Source organism: Longimicrobium sp. (assembly GCF_036388275.1).
Taxonomy (GTDB): Bacteria; Gemmatimonadota; Gemmatimonadetes; order Longimicrobiales; family Longimicrobiaceae; genus Longimicrobium.
In genome coordinates this window covers 73,550-97,969 of the sequence record NZ_DASVSF010000100.1, presented here as the reverse complement: position 1 = coordinate 97,969, position 24,420 = coordinate 73,550, and the positions used below count along the sequence as shown (strand labels likewise).

The window sequence follows — 24,420 nt, the reverse complement described above, 5'->3', positions numbered from 1 at the left end:
GACCCGCTCTTCGTTCTATCCGTCGACGCGCGCGGCCGGTGGGTACCACGTGGGCCAGACGGGCACCGGGTTGCGGATGAAGTCCAGCGTGCGCTGGCGCCACCGCTCCGTGGCGCCCGGTGCCTGCCACTCGCCCTCGGGCCGACCCGTCGCCAGGGTGACGTGCATCACCCGCGGGAGCAGGCGCAGCACCGCCAGGTCCATTCCCGTGGCCGCGTCCAGGTCGGGGAGAAAGACGTGGCCGGGGTCGTTGCTGTCTGCCCCGTACCCCAGCAGGCCGATGGCCGCCGCCACCTCGTGGAAGCGCGCCAGCTGCCCGGACGCCACGTCGTAGTCCGCCGCGCGCGCCGCGGGGCGCCCCAGCCGGTCTACGCGGCAGTGCCAGGAGGTGAGCGTGGTGGTGGCGAAGGTGCCCGGCCGCGAGCGCCCCTGCTGGAACACCCACGCCTGCCGTTCGGCGGTGCGGTACGTTTCGCGGCGGCGCGCGCGGATGCCGCGGCTGGCCAGCTCGCGCTCGAAGCGGCGGATCATGGACATGAAGACGGGGTCCAGCTGCAGCAGGTTGTTGTGCACCCGCCGCACCTCCGGCCCAAAGCGCGTCCGCAGCACGCGCCACTCCCATTCCTCGAAGCTTTCGCCCGGTGCGGGATGCGGCATTCCCGGCACCCCGACGACGTGCGTGCCCGGAAGCGGGGTCGCGGGGCGGTAGACGGGCACGTCCAGGTACGAGAGCAGCCCGAACCTGCCCGGGCCCTGCGCTCCGTACCGGCAGCGCATCTCCAGCGGCGACGGATCGCGGCGGAGCGATTCCAGCGCCGGAATCCCGCAGTCGGCCCAGGTGGTGGGCGGACGCAGCCCCGAGGGCGATTGCGCGTCCGCCGCGCCCGAGAGGAACGCGGCTGCGATAGCGAGAAGGGCCTGTCTGCGAGGGAGCATCGATTTCGGGCGGCGGTGCGATCACGGGTCGGCGGTCCACGAAAGCTCTGCGCGCGGCCGCCCGCGCGCAACTCCCGCCCGCGACGAAAGGCGGCCCGGGCGCATTCCGCGCCCGGGCCGCCATCTCCGCCTTCAGACGGTCAGCAGTAGATTCCGCAGGTGGGGAAGACGGAACGGAAGCAGTCCTGCACGGGCAGCGTGGGGGCCTGGTGCGCCTGCACGGTCCCACGGCTGCCCGTGTCGGCGTCCGGCGTCACCTGGAAGGTCTGCACGTCCAGAGCTTCGATGTCGAGCTTGATCTTCTGCATGGAGTTTCTCCTGATTGCTATGGTTCCGCGGCGAAACGCTCGCCACGTGGCCCGTGATGGCGCGATCACAAAACGTCGCGCTCCGGATGGGAATGGCGCGGCGGAGGCCGCACGTCGCATGCCGTCAGGTGTTTCTGCCTCTCCGGTATGGCCCCAAACAAGGGATCGCGTCATCCGCCACGACGGCTGGACGCAGGGCGTGGCGACCCGCGGCCGGAGCCGCCCGCCGAGGTTGCGGGCATCCCGCGCCCGGCCTATGCTGTGCGGCCCAGCGCCGCCGCCGCGGCCGCCATCATCCTCGGATCCTTCCCGCATGAGCGACCCGGCTGCCGCTGTCCGGCCCAGCCTTTCCGCCGACACGTATCGCCACCGCCGCGAGCGGTTCCTGGCCGCCATTGGCGAGGGGGTAGCGGTGCTGCCCGCCGGCCCCGAGCTGCTGAAGTCGCGCGACACCGAGATCCCCTATCGCCAGGGCAGCGACTTCCACTACCTGACCGGCTTTCCGGAGCCCGGGGCCGTCGCCGTCCTCACGCCGCACGACGCCGAGCACCGGCTGACGCTGTTCGTTCGCCCGCGCGACCCGGAGCGCGAAGTGTGGAACGGCGCCCGCGCCGGCGTGGAGGGCGCGCGCGAACGCTTCGGGGCAGACGCCGCGTACCCCATCGAGCAGCTGGACGAGCACCTGAAGAAGCTGCTGGAGCCCGCGGACGCCGTGTGGTTCTCGCTCACGGGCTTGGCCGGCGACCTGGAGATGCGGGTGCTGCGGCTGGTCGCCGGCTTCCGAGGCACGCGCCCGCGCGCCGGCAAGGGCCCAGTGGACGTTCGCGACCCGGGCTCAGTCCTGGACGCCATGCGCCTGGTGAAGGAGCCCGAAGAGATCGCGCTGATGCGCACGGCGGCGGACCTGGCTGCGCGGGGACACCTGGCCGTCATGCGGGCCGGGCGCCCCGGCGTGGGCGAGTGGGAGCTGCAGGCCCTGCTCGACCACACGTATCGGTCCGCCGGTGCGGAGTGTGGGACGGCCTTTCCCGCCATCGTCGGCTCGGGCGCGAACGCGACGACGCTGCACTACCACGCCAACTCGCGCCGCATCGAAGAGGGCGACCTCGTGCTGGTGGATTCCGGCGCGGAGGTGGGAATGTACTGCTCCGACATCACCCGCACCTTTCCCGCGTCGGGCCGCTTTTCCGCCCCGCAGCGCCGGGTGTACGACATCGTGCGGGCCTCGCTGGATGCGGCGATCGGCGCCATCCACCCCGGCGCCCCGTTCAGCGGCGTGCACGAGGCGGCGCGCCGCGTGCTGGTGCAGGGGATGGTGGACCTGGGGCTGCTGACGGGAGAGGTGGACGCGCTGATCGAGTCGGAGGCGTTCAAGCGATTCTACATGCACCAGACGTCGCACTGGCTGGGGATGGACGTGCACGACGTGGGCATGTACCGCGACAGCGCCGGCGAGTCCGTCGACCTTCAGCCCGGGATGGTGCTGACCGTGGAGCCCGGCCTCTACATCCCCGCCGACGCGGACGACGTCCCGGAAGAGCTGCGCGGCATCGGCATCCGCCTGGAAGACGACGTGCTGGTGACGGTGGACGGCAACGAGATCCTTACCCGCGGCGTGCCCCTCGACGCCGATGAAGTGGAGCGCATCTGCCTGGGCGAGTGACCGCCCGCCAGTCTCTCCCCATCCCTCCTCACATCTTCTCCGCCGATGATCCGATCCCGCCTGATGGCCGCGCAGCAGACCCAAACTCACGGATTTCGTCCGCGGGGCAGGGAAGTGTCGCGGCTGGAGGGGCTGAGCGACGCGGTGTTCGGCTTCGCCATCACGCTGCTGGTGGTGTCGCTGGAGGTGCCGCGGACGGCCACGCAGCTGTTCGAGGTGATGCGCGGGTTCGGTTCGTTCGCCGCGTGCTTCGCGCTGTTGTTCCTGGTGTGGTGGAACCAGTACCGCTTCTTTCGCCGCTACGGCCTGAACGATGGCGTGACGATGGTGCTGAACGCCGCGCTGCTGTTCGTCATCGTCTTCTTCGTGTATCCGCTGAAGTTCGTCTTCACCATCGTCCTCGGGATGTTCACCGGCTCCGCGCCGTGGCAGGCCGTGTCGGCAGGCGGCGATCCTGTGCTGACCCACGACCAGTGGCCCATGCTGATGGTGGTGTTCAGCGGCGGATACGTGGCGGTGTTCCTGATCTTCGCCCTGCTTCACCTTCACGCGTACCGCATGCGCGAGGCGCTGGAGCTGGATCCGGTGGAGCAGTTCGACACCGTCACCACGGTGCGCGAGAGCATGCTGAACGTGGGGATCGGGTGCGCGTCGATCATGCTGGCGCTGTTCGGGGGCGGGTTTGGGCCGTTCATGGCGGGGATGGCGTACTGGCTGATCGGCCCGGCGATGTGGATCAACGGCACGCTCGCAGGGCGCGCGCGCAAGCGGCTGCAGGGCACGCTGGCCGCCGGCTGAGAGCCGCCCAACGCTCCGGCGTGCGGGGCTGTACTCTGGAATGCGGGCATGAACGCATCCCCAAGACACCTCCCTCTCCCTGGAGTGGAAACCATGAAGACGAAGTGGCTGCTGGCCCTGGCACTGGCGATGGCGCCGGCCTCCCTCGCCGCGCAGGTGGTGGCGCCCCCGCAGACGCCCGAGGTGCGTGCCGAGCGGGAACGTGCGGTTCACCGGGAGCACGCACGAGCGCGCCACGCGGTCGGACGCGCCCACCGCGAGCACGCCGTTCGCCAGCGGGAGCACGCCCATCGAATGCGCGAGCACGCGGCGCGGCAGCGGGAGCACGCCGTCCGCATGCGCGAGCATGGCGCCCGTCAGCGTGCACACGGCCTCCGCGTCCGCGAGCATGCTGCGCGGCGGGGTGAGCACACGGCCCGCGTCCGCGAGCACGCGGTGCGGCAGCGCGAGCATGCGCGCGCCCACCGGGAGCGCGCAGTCCACGGCGATGCCGCCCGCGCACACAGGGAGCGCGCCGTGCGCCGCGCCCGCGACCGCCGCGAGGATGTGCGCGACCGCGTGGAGGACCGCCGCGACCGCCGGGAAGACGTGCGCGATCGGCGCGAGGACCGCCGCGAGCGCGAGCAGGAGCAGCGCCGCATCCCCGCCTGAGCCCGCCGCCCAGGCGCAGATGGACGGCCCAGCCCGTCCTTCAGGCAATGACGAATGCAGCCCCGCCGCTCCATGAGAGTGGCGGGGCTGTGTAGAATCCAGAATCGTAGACGAACGTTTACGTCACGGGTGCGTAGTCCACGGTGGCTTGCAGGCGCTCCAGGTTCAGCCGCAGCCGCGGCACCTCCACGCTGACGCTTTCCAGCTCCCGGATGGCGTTCTCAACCAGTTCGATGCCGCGCTCCAGCGGCAGGGGCTGGTGGCTGGCGTCGAAGCATGCAACTCCCGCCTCGCAGGCAACGGCGAACTCGAAAGTGCAGCCGTTGCTGTACTGCCAGGCCTGGTTGAAGTACACCGCCTTCACGCGCGTGCGGATCAGGGTTTCCCAGAAGTGAAGGTACTCCGCCTGGCTCCACCCGGGCGCCGTGAACGGTGCCGGGGTGATCACCATCTCGGCCCCGCCCAGCTCCTCCCGCAGCCGCCGGGCGAAGGCGCTGGCCTCGTCGCAGTTGCGGTCGAAGATCAGGGCTCGATGAGGCTCGTCGCCCAGCATCTCGCGAAGCTCCTGCATGCTTCCCGCGCGGTGCTCTCGCGCCAGGTCGTACGCGCGGCGGCCCGTCGTCAGCTCGCTGCTGGCGTAGATCCCCTTCTCGCCGTTAAGCGCACAATCCAGCGCGCTGAACGCGATCGCCACTTCTTCGCTGTGCAGGCGGTCGTATCGCCGGGATCGGACATCTACTTCGTACTCGCTGGTCATCGGCTCCGGCGTGCGGGTTCAGTCCTCAATGCATGACCGAAGTATGCACCCGCGACCACGACGGATCAACTGCCTCGCTGCTTGCGCAGCCGTGACTCGTACACGGTCTGGTCGAACTCGGAGACGAGTTCCGCTAGTACATTCACTGATTGGAAAAGGACTGCACGCAATGCGTCGTCCTGCAAGAACCGAGAGTCCAGCACCGAATTCGCATCGGTAAATGGGCTGATGTCCCCTCCGCGCGCCGGTGGGCTCGCGGTTTGGGTCGATCCCCCGAGGGCGGCGTTCGAATACGGATCGGGGTTCAGTAGCCCTCCCCACAGGTTCTGCATCCACTCGGCTTTGCCGAAAGCAATGTGAATGAGCCCGCGCCTGGTATCGTCGCGCAGATGGCGGCGGCGCCAGGGAATGGGAATTACGACGAATGCATTGTAGTCGGACTGGCGGCGCGCCTGCAGGTACTCGCTCATGCGCAGCTTGACCGCACCTACTCCGGGAAGGGCATTGGAGCTGTTGTCGAACAAGACCAAGTCCGGGATCTCGTTGTAATCGCTGAACCACCAGCGCGCCTCGCCCGAATAAGCCGCCACCCACGCCACCGACTGCTGCGTGAACATTTTGGAGAGGCTCCCCGGCGCCGCCGAGATGTAGAACACAGATTGCTGATCATCGGATAGAACGCTGATGCTCACGCGGACCGACTGCTGCAGAGACAGCAGGGAGAGTTCCGGATCGTTCGGAGGGGATTGCAGGTGGCCGTAATGGCGAACGATTGCTTCCTGCAACGCCGTCGTGATTTCCTCCCGCACGCGGTCAGTCGCGCGCAGCAGCATGCGCTGGAGATCCACGATCCGCTCCTCCCAAACGACATTCGCGGAGTAGCTACGGCCCATTACCACATTCATGAAGGTATCGAAGAACACGAGAAATCCCTCACGAACCGTGAGGAGCCACCGCCAGGCCCGGCTTGCCCAATATGCCCCTAGTCGCTGCATCACGAGCCGCCGGAACCCGAAGCTCGAAGCTGCATCGGAACGCCGAGGTCGCTCCCAACGCGGGATCACCGGTGAACTGGCGATTCGGCTCCGGAGCGTCTCTACGGCGGCACGCAGCAACGCGATCACCACGAGTAGCAGCAGGAAAGCGGCGACGAAGACCACTACATACAGTGCCTCGGCGTTGACGCCTGAGAGGTTCCAGAACTGCGTCAGAATGGTGACGGTAGCAATGCCCGTGAGCCCGCTGACGACGGTGCGGGCCAAGTTGCCTTCGAAGATGCCACCGGACATCAACGCCCCCCCGGGCTGGGTGGTCGCATTTGTGGTAGTGCCGCCGACCGTAGTACTGCTTGCGGTAGTGGTTGTCGTCGTGCTGGAAATCCGCCCTGGTTCCGGTACTCGCCAGAGGGCCGCTACGGTAAGGAACGCGAACAGCAGCGCAATGCCAAACACGGTGGCGACGGCCAAGTCCCTATCACTGTCCGCCAGCGTCCATACCCAGTCCACGAAGCGCCGGATGGAGCCGCGTTCTCCGCCCCCGGGCGTGAGCGACGCGCGCGTGGGCGTCTGGAACGATGCCGAGGCAGGGTCGTACGGAACCACGTGTGGATGGGCGCTACGCCCAAGGGTGAGGAGCATGAAGCCCCGAGAAGGCGCTGCGATGCCGGCGCGCGCGCCCAACGAAGGTGCGGCGAAGAAACGCTCCCCGCGCCTGCCCGACCCCGCCATGGACACCACGGCCGCAACTGTCCCGGAACTCGCGATGTCGGCCCATCGCTGCTGCGCGGAGCGCAGCACGGCTCCTCGTACGGTGTCGCGCGCGCTATCCACTGGCTGCGCGCGCCGGTTCGCCGGGGCGGGCGGCAGCGCTGCCACTACGAGCACGACCTGCCGCTGCTGAGCCCGCGCCCGAGCCACGAGCGAGTCAAGGCGGTCTACCATGCGCATGGCTGCCGCGCTGTCCGTTGGGAGCGCGGGAAATCCGGCGAGCCAATATCGTGTGCCCGGAAGTTCTGCCCAGCACCCGTCCGGCGCCGAAGCCGCAGAGTGGTAGCAAAGCGTGAGGTCGGTAAGCCGAACTCCCGCAACACGCAGCGAATCACGCACGATCTCCAGCGCAGCACGCCCGGAATCGTCGCGCGGAACCACGTAGATGTCCGCCACCGGAGACGCCCGCAGCAGGGTGACAAGCGAGTCGGTCATTCCCGGCACCCCTACCACAGTCGTGGCCGTGTCGGCGGCTGGCGAACCACCGGTGCCGCTGCCCGTCCCTGCCGCTGCCGAATCGATGACTGCGGTGTCGGGCGCAGGCTGCTGTGTTACGGAACGGGCGGGCAGGGTGTCCGATTCTGACACTCGAGGTGCATCGGACGTAGTCACAGCAGGACGAACCCTGAGCAGATCCCCCGAGAGCACCAGCGCCGAAGGCGCCTCGAATCCGCCGCGCCCGCGCAACTGCCGCAGTGCCTCTGCGAGTGTCACGGAATTAGGCGATCCAGTCCCTGCCGGAACCCCGACGAGAGGGTCCGCCATTATCGCCGCTGCTGTTACGGGTAGAGGCCTGTCCGAGCGGGAGGAGCTGCCAAAAGAAGACCATGCGTACCAAGCCAAGGTGACGAGGCCCACCAGCACCAGCAGAGTGCCTGCCACATCGATCGAGGTGGCGAGCCACGCAGGAGATGTATCAGGCTGGGGATTTTCGCGGGGTTTGGTTTCGACGCGAGTTTCCGAGGGGGGTGACGTAAGGTCGGAAGAACGCTCGGCAGGTGTGGACATGGGGAAATGAGCGGGGGCACGTGTGAAAGGCCCCCGGCCACCGGCCACCGGAACCTGCCGGGGGAGAATTGAATCATCAGATGGACACCACCAGTCGATTTCCTCGCTTGTTAACTTCCGGGCTCCTCGATGCGCGAGGGGACGCGCGCGCGGCGCAGCAGGTCGCCGAAGTGGCTGGTGACGCCCACGCGCCCGACGAGCACCACGCCGTCGCCGGAGCCATCGACCCCCGCGATCAACTCGCGCAGCGCGCCGATGCCCTCTGCCACGTCGAACCTGCGCCAACTCGCGGCTTCGCCGGGGAAGATGACGCGCCCCTGCGAGGCGCTAGGTCCCTTGTGAAGCTGAACCACCCACACCTGCGTTCCATCATGCACCCACTCGAACCGCACCGGGCCGAGAACGGCGTGGGCGCGGTCGTACACGGCCCGCACGTCCGCCGTCACGGCGTCCGGCAGCGCTTCCGGGGCGCGCTCGCCCACCATGAACGGATCGCCGAATCCGGAAACGCCTTCCACGAGGACGCCGCCGTCCGGCTGCGAGATCAGCGCGCCGGAGTAGCGCGCATCCACGCCGCGCTGGGCCAGAATCGACGCGATGGCGGTGCCCCCGGGATCTTCGCGCTGCATCAGCGCAAAGGGATCGGTCCAGCCGCGCTGGGTGGTGAACTTGCCGGGCATCTGCTCGGTCGGGGCCGTGCGGATCCACGGCTCCGAAATCCCCGTATCGCGGCCGAACGAGAACGGGGCCGTCCGCCGCGGGAACACCTGCGTGAAGGGCACGGCGAACCCGAGCAGGTGAGCCACCAGCAGCCCGTACGCCTTGTCGCCCAGCATGCGGCTCCAGAGGTTGGGCCATGCCACATGGGCCTGCTCCGGCCCACCCGCCAGCTCCTCCTCTTCCCAGACGATGGTGTGGTCGTGGCGAACGCCGCGGCGGATGGGATGAATGCTGAACTCCACCCGCAGTTCCGGCCGCTTCGGGAGCGTCGGGTGAAAGCCGTACACCGTCTCGAAAGCCTGGTACGCCAGGTCTCGGGGAAGCGCCGCCGTTCCCGGCTTTTCCACGCACCGAGGCGTGTCGCCGGGGGCGAACTCGAGCACGTTTCCGTAGGCGACGCCCGAAACTCCGCCGTCGTTCACGTCCACCGTCTCGTTGACGATGGTGTACAGGCCCTGGGCCGAGAGGCGCCGCAGGTGCGCGACCACCTCGTCGGCGTTCTTTACGCCGTAGACGAACTCGCGGCTCTTGGGGTCGTACGGCTCGAACGAGCGGATGTTGACCGACTGCTCGGGAGCCGCGGCCAGCATTGCGCCCGCCGCGTCTTCCGCCGAGCCGAAGCGCACGTTCGGCGCGTGCCCGTGAACCCAGGCGTGCCGCTGTTGCAGTGCGGGGTCGAAGCTGACGAACTGCGCCACGTTGGCGTTCTTCGCCAGGCGATCCAGGATCTCGTCCTTGTGGTGGGCCGTTTCGGCGGTCATTCGATCCGTCGTTCGGTGGAAGTGGATGCTCCCCGGCAAAGTCGTCCGGCGTTGCCCGCCGCGCAAGGCTGCGCAGCCCAGCCCTTGCGCCGACGCCCCCGCACGCCGTAGATTGGCCCTTGCACGTGAGATACGTGCCGTGGATGGATTTGCGCGACCGCTTGCGTACCACGTTAAAAAAACGCTAAAGAGTCGGGATGGATCGGAGGACACAGCCGGTCCGACGCGATTTCGCCCCGCACTCACCACGAGCCGCGGGGTTTTTCTGTCATGCACGGAATTGGATCGATGGACAGCAGCCGCTCGCCTTACCTTGCCGCCCTCGACGAACGCGTCCTGGTGTTCGACGGCGCCATGGGCACCAGCATCCAGGGCTACGACCTGACGCCGGAGGATTTCGGCGGGCAGGCGCTGGAGGGGTGCAACGACTACCTGGTGATCACCCGGCCGGACGTGGTGGGCGAGATCCACGCGTCGTTCCTGGAGGCGGGAAGCGACGTGCTGGAGACGGATACCTTCCGCAGCAACCGGCTGACCCTGCGCGAGTACGGGCTTCAGGACCAGGTGCGCGAAATCAACGTGGCGGCCGCCGGGCTGGCCCGCTCCGTCGCCGACCGGTTTGCGGCGGAGACCGGGCGCCCGCGCTTCGTGGCCGGCTCCATCGGCCCGTCGGGGTTTCTGCCCTCCGCGAGTGACCCCACGCTGGGCAACATCACCTTCGCCGAGCTGGTGCCCGTTTTCCAGGAGCAGGCCGCCGCGCTCATCGAGGGCGGCGTGGACGTGCTGCTGATCGAGACGTCGCAGGACATTTTGGAGGTGAAGGCCGCCGTCTTCGGCTGCCGCGCCGCCATCGCCCAGGCGGACCGCCCGGTCGCCCTGCAGGTTCAGGTGACGCTGGACACCTCCGGCCGCATGCTGCTGGGCACCGACATCGCCGCCGCCATGGTGACGCTGGAGTCGCTGCGGGCCGACGTCATCGGCCTCAACTGCTCGACGGGGCCCGAGCACATGCGGCAGGCCATCCGCTACCTGGGCGAGAACTCGCGGCTGCCCATCTCCTGCATCCCCAACGCCGGCATCCCGCACAACGAGGGCGGCTGCGCGGTCTATCCGCTGCAGGCGCAGCCCTTCGCCGAGCAGATGGCGGAGTTCATCGGCGAGCACGGCGTACGCATCGTCGGCGGGTGCTGCGGGACGACGCCGGACCACATCCGCCAGCTGGTGGAGCGCATCCGCGACGTAAAGCCCAAGCGCCACGAAGTGGAGTACGTGCCGCGGCTGTCGTCCGGCATCCGCGCCATGGACCTGGTGCAGGTGCCCGCGCCCACGATGATCGGCGAGCGGGTGAACTCGCAGGGGTCGCGCAAGGTCAAGCGGCTGCTGCTGAGCGACGACTACGACGGCATTCTGGACGTGGCGCGCGAGCAGACGGAGAACGGCGCGCACGTGCTGGACGTGTGCGTGGCGCTGACGGAGCGGCAGGACGAGGGCGACCAGATGCGCAGCATCGTCAAGCTGCTGTCGCAGGGGGTCGAGGCGCCGCTGTGCATCGACAGCACCGAGGCCGACGTCATCCGCACCGCGCTGGAGCAGTCGCCCGGGCGCGCCGTGGTCAACTCCATCAACCTGGAGAACGGGCGCGAGCGCATCGACGCGGTGCTTCCCCTGGTGGCGGCGCACGGGGCGGCGGTGATCGCGCTGACCATCGACCGCGACCTGGGCGGCATGGCCAAGACGGCCGAGCACAAGCTGCAGGCCGCCCGCAAGATGTACGACATCGCCACGGGCGAGTTCGGGCTGCCGGCCGACGCGCTGATCTTCGACGCGCTGACCTTCACCCTGGCGACGGGCGACGAGGAGTTCCGCCGGTCGGCCGTGGAAACCATCGAGGGGATCCGCGCCATCAAGCGCGAGCTTCCGGGGGTGCTGACCACGCTGGGCGTTTCCAACGTCAGCTTCGGGCTGGCGCCGCACGCGCGCGCGGTGCTGAACTCCGTGTTCCTTCACCACTGCGTGCAGGCGGGGCTGGACACGGCCATCATCAACCCGGCGCACGTAAAGCCGTACTTCGAGATCAATCCCGAAGAGCGCCAGCTGGCCGACGACCTGATCTTCGACCGGCGCGCCGAGGGCAAGGACCCGCTGGCCGACTTCATCAACTTCTACGAGGGGAAGTCGGCGGAGACGGAAGCGGTGGGCGATCCTACGCTGGAGATGACGCCGGAAGAGGCGCTGCACTGGAAGATCCTGCACCGCAAGAAGGAAGGCGTAGAAGACTGGATCGATCGCGCGGTCGAGAAGCTGGGCGCTGTTCCCGTGCTGAACGACGTCCTCCTCCCCGCGATGAAGGAAGTGGGCGACAAGTTCGGCGCGGGCGAGCTGATCCTGCCCTTCGTTCTGCAGAGCGCCGAGGTGATGAAGAAGGCTGTGGCGCGGCTGGAGAACTACCTGGAAAAGGCCGAGGGGCAGACCAAGGGCAAGGTGGTGCTGGCGACGGTGTACGGCGACGTGCACGACATCGGCAAGTCGCTGGTGAACACCATCTTGACGAACAACGGCTACACGGTGTTCGACCTGGGCAAGCAGGTGCCGGTGAACACCATCATCGAAAAGGCGCAGGAGGTGGGCGCCGACGCCATCGGCCTGTCCGCGCTGCTGGTGTCGACCTCCAAGCAGATGCCGCTGGCCGCGCAGGAGCTCTCGAAGCGTGGCTTGAGCTACCCGCTGCTGGTGGGCGGCGCGGCCATCAACCCCAGCTTCGTGCGCAGCGCGTCGCTCATCGGCGAGCAGCCGTACGCGTCGGGGATGTTCTACTGCAAGGACGCCTTCGAGGGGCTGGCGACGATGGACCGCCTGATGGCGGAAGACGGGCGGGAGTTCGTCAGCGCGCACAACGAGGAGATGGTGCGGCGCCAGCGCGAGTACGAGGAGCGCAAGGCCTCGGCGAAGGACCAGCGCCCCGCCAGCCGCGAGAACGCGCTCCCCGCGGCCGACGTGCCGGCGCCGCCGTTCTGGGGATGGAAGGTGCTCGACAAGATCCCCGTGGACGACGTGGTGGAGTGCATCGACCGGAACACGCTGTACCGCATGCAGTGGGGCGCCCGCAACCTGAAGGGCGACGAGTGGGACCGCGTGGTGAAGGACGATTTCGAGCCGCGCCTGGCGCGCTACACCCGCGAGGCGCGCACGCAGGGGTGGCTGCGGCCGCGGGCCATCTACGGCTACTTCCCGGCGGGGCGCGACGGCAACGACGTGGTGGTGTTCGACCCGGCGGACAAGGCGAAGGAGATCGGGCGCTTCTCGTTTCCGCGGCAGGACGACCGCGAGCAGCTGTGCCTGGCCGACTACTTCCGCCCGCTGAACGGCGAGGCCCCCAAGGACGTGCTGCCGCTGCAGGTGGTGACCAGCGGCGACAAGGCCGCCGAGTTCATCGAGCGCCGCACGCAGGGCGGCGACTACAGCGAGGGCTACTTCCTGCACGGCTTCAGCGTGCAGACGGCCGAGGGCACGGCCGAGTACGTGAACCGCCTGGTGCGGCAGGAGCTGGGGATGGAGGGAAGCCGGGGGCTCCGGTACTCGTGGGGCTACCCCGCGTGCCCCGACGTGGAGCAGCACGAGGTGCTGTTCCGCCTGCTGCCGGTGAAGGAAACGATCGGCGTGGGGCTGACGGCCGGGTTCCAGCTGGACCCGGAGCAGTCCACCGCCGCGCTGGTGGTGCACCACCCGGCGGCGAAGTACTTCAGCACCTGAGGGACGGGAGTCGGTGGCGGGGGCAGGTTCGGCGCACGGCCGGCGCCCCCCATCCCCAGCCCTTCCCCCGCAAACTGCGCGGGGGAAGGGAGCCGGTCGGGAGCGCGGGGCCGACCGAAGCGCAGTTCAGGTCTCCCCCTCCCCTGCGCAGCGGGGGACGGGGGCCGGGGGGAGGGGGCTCCCAAGGCATTCACCGGCAGGCGGCCCATCCGGTGCGAATTCTCCTCTCTCCCGCGCAGTTTGCGGGGGAGAGGCCGGGAGAGGGGCCTCCCGAGGCATGCGAGGCATCCCGTCGCGCCCCGACCGAAGTTCCCCCCTCTCCCGGCGCAGTTTGCGGGGGAGGGGCCGGGGGAGGGCCCCGGCATCACACGATCAGCATCAATAGAACCGAACCACAGTGAGAATCGCCCACCTCGCCGACCTTCACCTGGGCTTCCGCGCCTACCACCGCGTCACGCAGCGCGGGGCCAACGCGCGCGAAGCCGACGTGGCCGACGCCTTTCGCCAGGCCGTCGCCCGCGTGGTGGAGCTGCGCCCGGACCTGGTGCTGGTGGCTGGCGACGTGTTCCACACCGTCCGCCCCTCCAACACCTCCATCGCCGAGGCCTTCCGGCAGTTCTGCCGCCTTTCCGAGGAGCTTCCGGACACGCCGGTGGTGATGATCGCGGGCAACCACGACTCTCCGCGCTCGGCCGACACGGGCAACATCCTCAACTTGTTCCGCGAGATCGACGGCGTGCGGGTGGCGTGCGACGAAAGCCGCACGGTGCATCTTCCCCAGCTGGACACCTCCATCCTCTGCCTTCCGCACGTGGCGCTGTTCGCGGGCGAGCAGGCGCGCCTGGAGCCGGACCCCGCGGTCAAATACAACCTGCTGATGCTGCACGGCACCATCGGCGGCGCCGCGGCCGAGCAGAAGCTGCGCTACGTCTCGGAATACGGCGGCGCCATCGTCGAGAACACCGACATTGGCCCGGAGCGGTGGAACTACGTGGCGCTGGGCCACTACCACATCGCCACCGAGATGGCGCCCAACATGTGGTACGCCGGCGGCATCGAGCGCACCTCCACCAACATCTGGATGGAGAAGGAAGACAAGGGCTTCCTGCTGTACGACACCGAAACGCGCAGGGCCGACTTCCAGCCCCTCCGCACCCGCACGGTGGTGGACCTTCCGTGGGTGGAGGCGCGCGGGTTGGGCCCGGCCGAGGTGGATGCCCGCATCCGCGCGCTGGTCGAAAAGGTGCCCGAGGGCATCAAGGGCAAGATCGTCCGCATGGTGGTCACCGACGTGCAGCGGCCCTGCATCCGCGAGCTGAACCACAAGCAGATCCGCGAGTGGAAGGCCGAGGCGCTGCACTTTCACCTGGACGCGCGCCCGCCCGAAATCCGCCGCCGCGCCGCCTCCGGTGCGCCCGTCCGCCGCCAGACGCTGCAGGAGCAGGTGGAAAGCTTCATCCGCAAGGACTGGGTGCTGCGCGACGACCGCTGCGAGCGCGACCACCTGGTGGAACTGGGCAAGACGTACGTCGAGCGCACCGGGGAGGGCTGAGCCATGCGCCTCCGCTCCCTGTCCATGCGCAACTTCCGCCAGCACGCGCACACCGAGATCACCTTCCGCTCCGGGCTCACGGGCATCATCGGGCCCAACGGCGCGGGCAAGTCCACCATCCTCGAGGGCATCGCCTGGGCCATCTACGGCGCCGCGGCGGCGCGGGGGACCAACGACACCATCAAGTTCGCGCGCGCGGGGGCACGCTCGCGCGTGGAGGTGGACCTAGCCTTCGGCTTGGGCGCGCACGAGTTCCGGGTGATCCGCACGCTCACCACCGCCGAGGTGTACCTGGACGGCGGTGCCTCGCCCGTGGCGTCCACCGTCGGCGGGGCGACGGCGTACCTGCAGCAGCGCGTGGGGATGACGCGCGAGGAGTTCTTCAACACCTACTTCACCGGGCAGAAGGAGCTGGCGTTCCTGGCCACCATGGGGCCCGCGGACCGCGGCCGCTTCCTCAGCCAGGTGCTGGGCTACGAGCGGCTGCGGCGGGCGCAGGACCTGGTGAAGGGGCGCAAGACCGAGCTGCGTAGCGAAATCCGCGGGCTGCGGGCCACGCTGGGCGACCCGGAAGAGATCGCGGCCGCGCGCGTGGCGGCCGAAAAGGGCGTGGCCGAGGCGGTCGAGGCGCGGAAAGCGTCCATCCGCGCGGCGGAAGATGCCGCCGCCGCGCTGAAGGAGATTACGCCGCGGTGGGAAGACGCGCAGAAGGCCCGCGAGCGATACCGCGAGCTCACCCACGCGGTCGCCCAGGCCGAGCGCGACCGCGAGGCCGCGCGCCGCGAGCTGAACCGGGCGGCGTCGGAGCTGGAAGCCGTCGCCGAGGCCGAGGCCGCGCTGGCCCCCCTGCGCGAAAAGCTCGCGCACCTTCCCACCGTCACCGACCAGTGCACGCGCCTCAGCGAGCTGGCGCGCCAGGACGAGCGCCGCAAGGCGCTCGTGCGGCAGGTGGCGGACCTGGACGCCGAGCTGGTGCGTGCGCGCGAGCGGCTGGAAAAGGTGGCCACGGCCCCGGAGCTGGAAAAGAAGTACGCGGCCGAGCTGGAGCAGCTGCGCACCCAGCGCGAAGCCGTCGCCGCCACGCTGGACGAAAAGAAGTCCACCTGGCTGGCCGACAAGCAGGACGCGTTCACGCAGCTGTCCACCTACCGCGAGCGCGGCACCGAGCTCAAGGACCAGATCACCCAGATCCGCGCACTGGGGGCGGAAGGCATCTGCCCCACCTGCGGGCGCCCGCTCGGAAACGACTACGAGCGCACGCTGGAAGAGCTGGAAGACCAGTGGCGGATGCTGGTGCAGGACGGAAAGTGGCGGGCCAAGCGATACGAGCAGCTGGAGGCCAAGCCCGACGACGTCGTGGAGCTGGAAAAGCTGCTTCCGCAGTTGGTGGAAGCGGTGGAAGACCGGTCGCGCAAGCTCACCCGCTGCCAGGGCGCGCTGCAGGAGCTGGAGCAGCTGACGGCGGACCTAGCCCAGCGCCAGGCGCGGCGCGGCGAGCTGCAGGGCGAGTTGGACGCGCTCCCCTCCGGCTACGACGCCGCGGAGCACCGCAAGGCCGAAAAGCGCCTCGCCGAGTTGCGCGAGCTGGAAAAGCGCGCGGCCCGCCTGGAAGAGACGGCCGCCCGCGGGGCTGACTGGGAGCTGGCGCAGTCGCAGGCCCGCGCCCGCGAAGCCGCGGCGTTGGAGCAGGCCGGCGCCGCCACGGCCGAGCGCGATGGCCTGGGGTTCAGCGAAGAAGCGTTCGAGGCGGTGCGCGCCGAGCACAAGCGCCTGGACGAGGGCGTGCGCGCCGCCGACCTGCGCGTGGCCCGGGCCACGGGCGACCTGAACACCGCCGAGCAGGCGCTGCAGACCGCCACCCGCGCCGAGGCGCTGTACCAGCAGCGTGTGAAGGCAGTCGAGGCGCAGGAAGCCGAGCTTCGCTACCACGACGAGCTCGACCTCGCGTACAGCGAGCTGCGCCAGGAATTGAACGACCAGGTGCGCCCGGAATTGTCGGAGATCGCCTCCGCCTTCCTCTCGCAGCTGACCGACGGGCGGTACACGTCGATGGAAATCGACGAGTCGTACAACCTGATGGTGATGGACGAGGGCGAGGAAAAGCCGGTGATCTCCGGCGGCGAAGAAGACATCGCCAACCTGGTGCTGCGCCTTTCGCTCTCGCAGATGATCGCCGAGCGGGCGGGGCACCCGCTGTCGCTGCTGATCCTGGACGAGGTGTTCGGGTCGCTCGACGTGGCGCGCCGCGACAACGTCGTGCAGCTGCTCCACCACCTGGAAGACCGTTTCGAGCAGGTGATCCTGATCACCCACATCGAGGGGATCCGCGAAAGCCTGGACCAGGTGCTGCGCGTGGAATACGACGAGCGCGCGGGCACCTCGGTGCTCCGCGAAGAAAACGTCACCGGCGGCGACGACTTCGAAGCCCCCCTCGCCGCCGACTGACACCGCCCTTCTTTCCGATCCTCATCCGTGACTCTCGTGACTGCAGCGCCCCCCTCGCCCGCCCTCGCCGAGTTCCTGGACCTGGCCGAAGGCGCCACCGTGGTGCCGGTGTGGCGCGAGTTCCTGTTCGACACCGACACGGCGGTTTCCGCCTTCCACAAGCTGGCGCGGCCGCCCTTCGGGTTCCTGCTGGAATCCGTGGTCGGCGGCGAGCGGTGGGCGCGCTACACCCTGCTGGGGAGCGAGCCGCGCTCCGCCTGGCGCCTGCGGGGGCGGCGGGTGGATACCTGGACGCCCGCGGGCGGATGGGTGGACGAAGGTGAAAGCGACGACCCGCTCGGCGACTTCGACCGCCTCCTGACGTCGTTCCGCCCCGCGGAGGTGCCCGGGCTCCCCCGCTTCTGGGGCGGCGCGGTGGGCTACTTCGGCTACGACACCGTGCGGCTGATCGAGCGCCTTCCCGACGCGCCGGCCGAGGGGCTGGACCTGCCGGACGCCGTGTTCATGCTCACGGGGACGACGATCGTCATCGACAACCTTTTCAACCGCGCGCGCGCGGTTGTGGCGGTGCAGGTGGAAGGCTTGTCACGAGCCGAGATGGAGCAGCGCTATCATTCCGCGGCCCTGGAGATCGACGGGCTGATCGCCCGGCTGCGCGAGTCGCCCGGGCCCGCCCCGCTGGCCCTGGGCGACCCCGGCGGCGAGGCGGACCCCGACTTCGAAAGCACCAGCAGCCGCCAGCGGTACGAAGACGGTGTGCGGCGCGTGCAGGAGTACATCCGCGCCGGCGACGCCTTCCAGGTGGTGCTTTCGCAGCGGCTGACGGTGCCGCTCACGGCCGAGCCCTTCGACCTGTACCGCGCCCTGCGCACGCTGAACCCGTCGCCGTACCTGTTCTACCTGGACCTGGACGGAACGCGGTTGATCGGCTCGTCACCCGAGGTGATGGTGCGGCTGGAAGACGGAAAGGTGACGGTGCGCCCCATCGCGGGCACCCGCCGCCGCGGCGCCGACGCCGCCGAGGACGAGCGGCTGGCCGCCAGCCTCCTGGCAGACCCCAAGGAGGTGGCCGAGCACCTGATGTTGCTGGACCTGGGGCGCAACGACGTGGGGCGGGTGGCCCGCTGGGGAACGGTGAAGGTGCCGCAGCGCATGGCCATCGAAAAGTACTCGCACGTGCTGCACATGGTCTCCACCGTCGAAGGCGAGCTGCGCGAGGGGATGTCGGCCATGGACGTGTTCCGCGCGTCCTTTCCCGCGGGCACCGTCTCCGGCGCCCCCAAGGTGAGGGCCATGGAGATCATCGACGAGCTGGAGCCCGCCCGCCGGGGGCCCTACGCCGGCGCCGTGGGCTACTTCGGCTACGGCGGTCGCACGATGGACACCGCCATCGCCATCCGAACCGTGGTGGCCCAGGGGGGCCGGGCGCACGTACAGGCGGGAGCCGGCATCGTGGCCGACTCGCGCCCCGCCGACGAGTACGACGAAACGCTCAACAAGGCCCGCGCGCTGCTACGCGCGGTAAAGATGGTGGGCGGGTGAGAAGGCGAAAAAGGGGACGGAAACGGATGTAGCAGTTGGCCCCGGGGGGAAGCCGTGTCCCTTGACACCCTCGGAGACCCGTCCTATATACAGGCGTATCCACTCCGCAGGACAGCACTTCCAACATCACCATCTACGCGGCGCCGCGGCGGTTTTCGGCAGCTTTCGTCCATTCCGCGCCAGTCCGGCGCTCTTGTTCATTCGGCACCATCACCCGTCCACCCGCACCCGGAGGGCCGACGCGAATTCTCCCGGACGTAAGCAGGGCACCACCCGTCGGGCTGCAGCGGCCTCCTTCTCCCAAGGCGGCAGGCGCGCCCTCGCACCGCGCGGCCCCGTCGCGAACGACGGTGCGAACCATCGGACCCCACCCGGCGCGCCACCCCGGCCGCCGAACCAAACAGGAGGACGAGGAATGAGAAATTTCCGTCGGCTGATCGCGGTAGTGATCGCGGCGGCACTCGCACCGGTTTCGTTGCTGGCCCAGGAGGCCGCGACGGTTACCGGGCGCGTCACGAACGCCCAGGGCCAGCCAGAGGCCGCCGTGCTCGTGCGCATCGAGAGCCTGAACGTCGGTTCCCCCACAGGGCCTGACGGCACCTACAGGGTGGTGATCCCCGGGGCGCGCATCCGCGCCGGGCAGGCGGTACAGATCTCCGCCACGCGCGTGGGCCTTGCCACCCAGACGCGCACCATCACGCTGAACCCGGGCGCCACCCTCACCCAGAACTTCCAGATGGCGACCAGCGCGCTGCAGCTGGATGCGGTGGTGGTGACCGGCGCCGGGCTGCAGACCCGCGTGGAGCGGCTGGGCACGGCGCGCGCCAGCATCGACTCGGCGGTGCTCTCGCGCACCAACGAGACCAACGTGGTCTCGGGCCTCGCGGGCCGCGTGGCCAACGTGGTCACGCACCAGGCGTCCGGCGAAGCCGGTGCCTCGACGGCCATCCGCATCCGCGGCCAGAGCACGCTGAGCGGCACCGGCCAGCCGCTGTTCGTGATCGACGGCGTGCCCATGAACAACTCCACGCGCTCCACCTCGGGCGCGCTGCAGGGCACCGTGGCGCCCAACCGTGCGTCGGACATCAACCCCGACGACATCGAGTCCATCGAGATCCTCAAGGGTCCCGCGGCCACCTCGGTGTACGGCGCGCAGGCCGGCGCCGCCGGCGCCATCCTGATCACCACCAAGCGCGGCCGCGCGGGACGCACCACCTACTCGTTCCGCAGCTCCATTCAGCTGGACGAAGCCGCCTCGACCCTCCCCCTCCAGCAGAGGTACGGGATGGGCACGTCGAGCGTGACCCCGGCATGCGCCCTGAACCCCACCATCACCAATGGAAAGGGCTGCTCGATCAGCAGCGGCTTCCAGTCGTGGGGCGCCCAGCTCGCCGCCGGCACGCCGACGTACGACAACGTCGCCAACCTGTACGAAACCGGCCGCATCTTCGACAACGCCCTGACGATGTCGGGCGGCAACGAGCGCACCACGTTCTACCTGTCGGTGGGCGACGTGCGGCACAACGGCTTCATCTGGGGTGACGCCGACACGTACAACCGCAGCACCGCGCGCCTGAACGCCTCGCACCGCCTTCGCGAAAACCTGACGGTGGGCGGCAACGTCTCGTACGTGCAGACGGGCGGACAATTCGTACAGCGCGGCAACAGCGTGAACGGCCTGATCTTGGGCGCGGTGCGCACGCCGCCGGAGTTCAACAACCGCGTCTACCTGGACCCGGCCACCGGCCAGCACCGCAGCTTCCGGCTTCCCCTGCCGGGCCCCGCCGACGCGCTGACCAACCGCGGCTTCGACAACCCGTTCTTCGCGGCCTTCGAGGGCGAGAACACCGCCGAGGTCGGCCGCGTGTACGGCAACATCAACACCAACTGGCAGGCGCTCGACTGGCTGCGGGTGACCCACAACCTGGGCATCGACTACGCCAGCGACGACCGCATGGAAGCCGTCCCGGTGGGCAGCTCCGGCGCCGCCGTGGCGGGCCAGGTGACCCGCTGGCAGTTCTACGACCGCATCCTCGACCACAACCTGGTCGCCACGGCCGACTACTCGCTCGGACGCCAGATCTCCGGGTCGCTGAGCGCCGGACAGAACCTGAACGAGACGTACTTCCGCCAGGTGTTCGTCACCGGGCAGACGCTGATCGCGCCGCGCCCGTTCAAGCTGGCGAACACGGTTTCGCGCCAGCTGCCCACGGATGCCGACTCCACCAGCCGCATCGAGTCGTACAACCTGACGGGCACGATGGACGTGGCCGACCAGCTGTTCCTGACGGCCGGTGTCACCAACTTCGGTTCCTCCCGCTTCGGCTACAACAGCAAGCGTGCCTGGTACCCGCGTGCCCAGGCCGCGTGGACGTTCACGCGGCCGCTGAACATCCCCGAGAACCTGCTCAGCTTCGGAAAGCTGCGCCTGGCGTACGGCGAGAGCGGGCAGCTTCCCGGCATGTACCAGCTGCAGGACGTATTTTCCGCGAGCCTGATCACCGACTTCAGCCCCGGTGCGCAGCTGCAGCCCACGCTGGGCGGGCTTGGCGGCCTGTACACCTCGGCCACGCAGGGCAACCCCGACATCGGCCCGGAACGGGTGACCGAGACGGAGCTGGGCGTCGACCTGGCCTTCTTCAACGGCCGGACCGACTTCAGCCTGACGCACTACCGGCAGAACGCGTCGGACGTGATCTTCCCCATCCAGCTGGCGCCTTCGACCGGCTTTGGCCAGCGGGTGCTGAACGCCGCCGAGATCCAGAACCGCGGCTGGGAAGCCACGGCCAACTTCCGGGTCATGGAGCGTCGTGACTTCAGCGTGAACGTGGGCGGCCAGTGGGCCCGCAACCGCAACAAGCTGCTGAGCCTGGGCGACACCGCCCGCAAGGAGCTTTCCAGCCCCTTCCTGGGTGGCTCGTTCGGCGGGCGCTCCACCGACGCCGTGGTGGGCCATCCCCTGGGCGTGTTCCAGGGCACCGACTTCGCCCGCTGCGGCCGCGGCCTGGAGATGGTGGGCAGCGAGAACGTCGGGGCGGCCTGCGCGAACCAGCCGGACGGCGCGCTGTACATCAATGCCTCGGGCTTCCCCATCCAGGACCCCACCACCCGGGTGATCGGCGATCCCAACCCGGACTGGACGGGCGGCCTGACCGGCGAGGTGAACTTCCGCGGCGTGCGCCTGAGCGCGTTCGTGGAGCACCGCTCCGGCGGCAGCAACCAGAACATGACCCGTGCCTCGATGTACAGCTATGGCACGCACGGCGACACCGAGCAGCGCGCCACCTGCACCACCGCCGGCGGCGTCACCACCTGCACCGGCAACGAGCAGGTGTTCGGCCAGGGCATCCTGCCGGGCGCCGTGACCGGTCCCGGCGCGGGCAAGGCCGTGCCCATCGGTGAAACCTGGTACACCTCGCTGGGCGGCATCGGCGGTCCCGCGTCGCAGTTCCAGGAAGACGCCACGTACACGCGCCTTCGCGAGGTGACCATCGGCTACACCTTCTCGCAGCCCTGGGTGGCCCAGCGTCTCGGCTTCACCGCCATCGACCTGCGCCTGGCGGGCCGCAACCTGAAGACCTGGACCAAGTACACGGGCTTCGACCCCGAGGTGAACGTCGGCGGCGCCGCCGCGGCGAACCGCGGCATCGACTGGATGGTCAACCCCCTCTCGCGCGCGTGGGTGTTCTCTCTGGGCCTCACCCACTGAACAGGAACGGAGCAACCTGATGAGCAAGAAATTCACGCTCGCGGGCCTCGTAGCCGCCACGCTCGCGGTGTCGGGGTGCAGCGATTTCCTTACCGGCGCGGGGATCGACGAGAACCCCAACCAGCCGGTCACGTCCACCACGCAGCAGCTGTTCGTGGCCGCCCAGGCGCAGGCGTTCGTCCGGCAGGAGGGGCAGATCGCCCGCAGCGCCGCGATGTTCATCCAGCAGCTGTCGGGCACCAACAACCAGCAGAAGGACTACGGCAGCTCGTACCTGAACACCGAGACTGCCTACACCACCATGTTCGCGGGCTTCTACACCGGCGGCGGGCTGGTGGACTGGCGCAAGATCCAGGCGAACTCCCGCGCCGCAGGCGACCAGCAGTTCGAGGGGATCGCCAAGGTGTGGGAGGCGCTGCAGATGGGCACGGCCGCGTCGGTGTGGGGCGACATTCCCTACCGCGAAGCCATCGGCGAGGCGACGGCTCCCAAGCTGGACCCGCAGCAGCAGGTGTACGCCGACATCCAGGCCCTGCTCAGCGAAGCCATCACCCTGCTGGGCGGCACGGGCCCCGGCCCGGCCGCCAACGACCTGGTGTTCGGTGGCAACACCGCCCGGTGGATTCGCGTGGCCTACACGCTCAAGGCCCGCTACCACATGCACACGGCCGAGCGCCTTGGCACGCCGGCGTACCAGGCCGCGCTGGCGGCCGCGCAGAACGGCATCAACGAGGAATACCCCCGTAATCCGGCGACCGGCATGGCTACGCCTGACGGCGTGGCGCTTGCGACAAACCAGCAGGCACTGGGTAACCTGCGGACGTTCCACGGCACCACCGAGCAGGAAGGCAACCTCTGGGGCCAGTTCATCGTGGCGCGGTCGGACCTGGCGGCGGGGCAGGCGCTCGCCACCCTCCTCAACCGCCGCACCGGCGACCCGCGCAAGGCGGGGTACTTCACGCTGATCGCCGACTCGATCATCGGGGCGAACCGCTTCGGTGCCGCGAGCACCACCCCCTCGATCGTGGCGCCGGCGCGCCGGCCCTACAACTTCCGCCAGCCCATCGTCACCTGGGAAGAGAACCAGCTGATCCTGGCCGAGGCCAAGCTGGCGCTGGGCGATCCGACGGCGATCACCCACGTGAACGCCGTCCGCACGTCCGTCGGGCTTCCCGCCCTGGCCGGGCCCGCGACGCTGCCGATGATCATGGAGGAGAAGTACATCGCGCTGTTCCAGAACATCGAGGTCTGGAACGACTACAAGCGCACCTGCTACCCCGCGATCCTTCCCGCCGGCGCGCCGGTGGCCAAGGAAGTCCCCGGACGGCTTCCGTACGGGCAGTCCGAGCGGCAGAGCAACCCGAACATTCCGCTTCCCAATTTGCAGCCGCTGCGGAACTGGAACGATCCGAACCCGTGCACGAGCTGAGCACGCGGTAAAAGAACGTCAGCGAACGGCCCGGGCATTGCTGCCCGGGCCGTTCCCCGTACTCTGGAGATGCGTATGAACCAGCTCGTACCTTTCGGGCGCCCGCGGGGCCCGCTCTTCCGCGTGGCGGCGCTGTGCTCCGCGATGCTCCTTCTGCTGCCGCAAGCCGGGTGCTACAACATCCATCCGGTGGCCACCCCCGAGGCCTCGGTGGGCGCCCGCGTGGTAGCCACGCTCACCGACGCCGGATCGGTGGGCATCGCCAGCCAGGTGGGCCCGCGCATCGTGGAGGTGGAAGGCGTGATCCAGCAGATGACGGCGGACACGCTGCAGCTGGGCGTGGTGCGCACCATCGACCGCAGCGACATCGAGTCGCTGTGGAACGGAGAAGTGGTTCGCATCCCCGTGTCGGGAATCGGCTCGCTCCGGGAGCGCCAGCTCAGCACCCGCAAGAGCGTGCTGGCGGCGGCGCTCATCGTGGTGGGCGCGTTGCTGCTGGCCACGGCGGCCAGCGGGGTGGGCGTGTTCGACGGCGGCGGCGGCGGCACCACCACGCCGCCGCAGTGAGGCGCGGTTCGCCGATGATCGAGAACGGGCCACCCGCGGTACGGGGTGGCCCGTTTCG

15 protein-coding genes and 1 riboswitch are annotated in these 24,420 nt (G+C 69.3%); of the genes, 10 read left to right on the top strand and 5 right to left on the bottom strand.

Annotation, left to right across the window (positions count from 1 at the left end; translation table 11 throughout):
* Positions 1-15: 15 nt before the first annotated feature.
* Positions 16-936: a hypothetical protein gene (locus VF632_RS21395; protein WP_331024959.1), complete on the bottom strand. Its 921-nt coding sequence runs from the start codon at positions 934-936 to the stop codon at positions 16-18.
* Positions 937-1,076: 140 nt separating this feature from the next.
* Positions 1,077-1,244 (bottom strand): hypothetical protein, encoded by a 168-nt coding sequence (locus VF632_RS21390; protein WP_331024958.1) that lies wholly within the window; start codon positions 1,242-1,244, stop codon positions 1,077-1,079.
* A gap of 313 nt (positions 1,245-1,557) precedes the next feature.
* On the opposite strand from VF632_RS21390, the gene VF632_RS21385 reads away from it, so the two are divergent.
* From VF632_RS21385 to VF632_RS21375, 3 genes are all read left to right on the top strand, one after another.
* Positions 1,558-2,907: an aminopeptidase P N-terminal domain-containing protein gene (locus VF632_RS21385; protein ID WP_331024957.1), complete on the top strand. Its 1,350-nt coding sequence runs from the start codon at positions 1,558-1,560 to the stop codon at positions 2,905-2,907.
* 45 nt (positions 2,908-2,952) lie between these two features.
* The gene (locus VF632_RS21380) at positions 2,953-3,705 is read left to right on the top strand and encodes a TMEM175 family protein (RefSeq protein WP_331024956.1); all 753 of its coding nucleotides are present in this window, start codon (positions 2,953-2,955) and stop codon (positions 3,703-3,705) included.
* A gap of 93 nt (positions 3,706-3,798) precedes the next feature.
* Positions 3,799-4,356, top strand: a complete 558-nt coding sequence (locus VF632_RS21375) for a hypothetical protein (protein WP_331024955.1) — start codon at positions 3,799-3,801, stop codon at positions 4,354-4,356.
* Positions 4,357-4,474: 118 nt separating this feature from the next.
* Here the strand turns inward: VF632_RS21375 and VF632_RS21370 are convergent, their stop codons facing one another.
* The 3 genes from VF632_RS21370 to VF632_RS21360 all read right to left on the bottom strand — a co-directional run bounded on the left by VF632_RS21370 (position 4,475) and on the right by VF632_RS21360 (position 9,368).
* Entirely contained in the window at positions 4,475-5,113 is a 639-nt protein-coding gene (locus VF632_RS21370) for a hypothetical protein (RefSeq protein ID WP_331024954.1), read from the bottom strand.
* 65 nt (positions 5,114-5,178) lie between these two features.
* Positions 5,179-7,314: a hypothetical protein gene (locus tag VF632_RS21365; RefSeq protein ID WP_331024953.1), complete on the bottom strand. Its 2,136-nt coding sequence runs from the start codon at positions 7,312-7,314 to the stop codon at positions 5,179-5,181.
* A gap of 683 nt (positions 7,315-7,997) precedes the next feature.
* Positions 7,998-9,368, bottom strand: coding sequence for a hypothetical protein (locus VF632_RS21360; protein ID WP_331024952.1), 1,371 nt, complete (start codon positions 9,366-9,368; stop codon positions 7,998-8,000).
* Positions 9,369-9,497: 129 nt separating this feature from the next.
* Positions 9,498-9,576: riboswitch (SAM riboswitch) on the top strand.
* An 80-nt stretch (positions 9,577-9,656) separates the two neighbouring features.
* On the opposite strand from VF632_RS21360, the gene metH reads away from it, so the two are divergent.
* The 7 genes from metH (at position 9,657) to VF632_RS21325 (ending at position 24,362) form a co-directional block, all read left to right on the top strand.
* A complete protein-coding gene (gene metH / locus VF632_RS21355; RefSeq protein ID WP_331024951.1) occupies positions 9,657-13,118 on the top strand; it encodes a methionine synthase in 3,462 nt (1,153 codons plus the stop codon).
* Between the two features lie 397 nt (positions 13,119-13,515).
* The gene (locus VF632_RS21350; protein ID WP_331024950.1) at positions 13,516-14,670 is read left to right on the top strand and encodes a DNA repair exonuclease; all 1,155 of its coding nucleotides are present in this window, start codon (positions 13,516-13,518) and stop codon (positions 14,668-14,670) included.
* Positions 14,671-14,673: 3 nt separating this feature from the next.
* On the top strand, positions 14,674-17,115 hold the full coding sequence (locus VF632_RS21345; RefSeq protein ID WP_331024949.1) for an SMC family ATPase: 2,442 nt from the start codon (positions 14,674-14,676) through the stop codon (positions 17,113-17,115).
* 36 nt (positions 17,116-17,151) lie between these two features.
* A complete protein-coding gene (gene trpE, locus VF632_RS21340) occupies positions 17,152-18,657 on the top strand; it encodes an anthranilate synthase component I (protein WP_331024948.1) in 1,506 nt (501 codons plus the stop codon).
* 415 nt (positions 18,658-19,072) lie between these two features.
* The gene (locus VF632_RS21335; protein ID WP_331024947.1) at positions 19,073-22,366 is read left to right on the top strand and encodes a SusC/RagA family TonB-linked outer membrane protein; all 3,294 of its coding nucleotides are present in this window, start codon (positions 19,073-19,075) and stop codon (positions 22,364-22,366) included.
* Positions 22,367-22,385: 19 nt separating this feature from the next.
* Positions 22,386-23,795 carry a SusD/RagB family nutrient-binding outer membrane lipoprotein gene (locus VF632_RS21330; protein ID WP_331024946.1) on the top strand — a complete coding sequence of 470 codons (1,410 nt, stop codon included), beginning with the start codon at positions 22,386-22,388 and terminating at the stop codon, positions 23,793-23,795.
* A gap of 75 nt (positions 23,796-23,870) precedes the next feature.
* Positions 23,871-24,362, top strand: a complete 492-nt coding sequence (locus tag VF632_RS21325; RefSeq protein WP_331024945.1) for a hypothetical protein — start codon at positions 23,871-23,873, stop codon at positions 24,360-24,362.
* Positions 24,363-24,420 lie beyond the last annotated feature (58 nt).

Excerpts from the sequence above, each read along its gene's own strand:
- VF632_RS21395 (WP_331024959.1), bottom strand. The coding sequence starts at position 936 with ATGCTCCCTCGCAGACAGGCCCTTCTCGCTATCGCAGCCGCGTTCCTC.
- VF632_RS21390 (WP_331024958.1), bottom strand. The coding sequence starts at position 1,244 with ATGCAGAAGATCAAGCTCGACATCGAAGCTCTGGACGTGCAGACCTTC.
- VF632_RS21385 (WP_331024957.1), top strand. The coding sequence starts at position 1,558 with ATGAGCGACCCGGCTGCCGCTGTCCGGCCCAGCCTTTCCGCCGACACG.
- VF632_RS21380 (WP_331024956.1), top strand. The coding sequence starts at position 2,953 with ATGATCCGATCCCGCCTGATGGCCGCGCAGCAGACCCAAACTCACGGA.
- VF632_RS21375 (WP_331024955.1), top strand. The coding sequence starts at position 3,799 with ATGAAGACGAAGTGGCTGCTGGCCCTGGCACTGGCGATGGCGCCGGCC.
- VF632_RS21370 (WP_331024954.1), bottom strand. The coding sequence starts at position 5,113 with ATGACCAGCGAGTACGAAGTAGATGTCCGATCCCGGCGATACGACCGC.
- VF632_RS21365 (WP_331024953.1), bottom strand. The coding sequence starts at position 7,314 with ATGACCGACTCGCTTGTCACCCTGCTGCGGGCGTCTCCGGTGGCGGAC.
- VF632_RS21360 (WP_331024952.1), bottom strand. The coding sequence starts at position 9,368 with ATGACCGCCGAAACGGCCCACCACAAGGACGAGATCCTGGATCGCCTG.
- metH (WP_331024951.1), top strand. The coding sequence starts at position 9,657 with ATGGACAGCAGCCGCTCGCCTTACCTTGCCGCCCTCGACGAACGCGTC.
- VF632_RS21345 (WP_331024949.1), top strand. The coding sequence starts at position 14,674 with ATGCGCCTCCGCTCCCTGTCCATGCGCAACTTCCGCCAGCACGCGCAC.
- VF632_RS21335 (WP_331024947.1), top strand. The coding sequence starts at position 19,073 with ATGAGAAATTTCCGTCGGCTGATCGCGGTAGTGATCGCGGCGGCACTC.
- VF632_RS21330 (WP_331024946.1), top strand. The coding sequence starts at position 22,386 with ATGAGCAAGAAATTCACGCTCGCGGGCCTCGTAGCCGCCACGCTCGCG.
- VF632_RS21325 (WP_331024945.1), top strand. The coding sequence starts at position 23,871 with ATGAACCAGCTCGTACCTTTCGGGCGCCCGCGGGGCCCGCTCTTCCGC.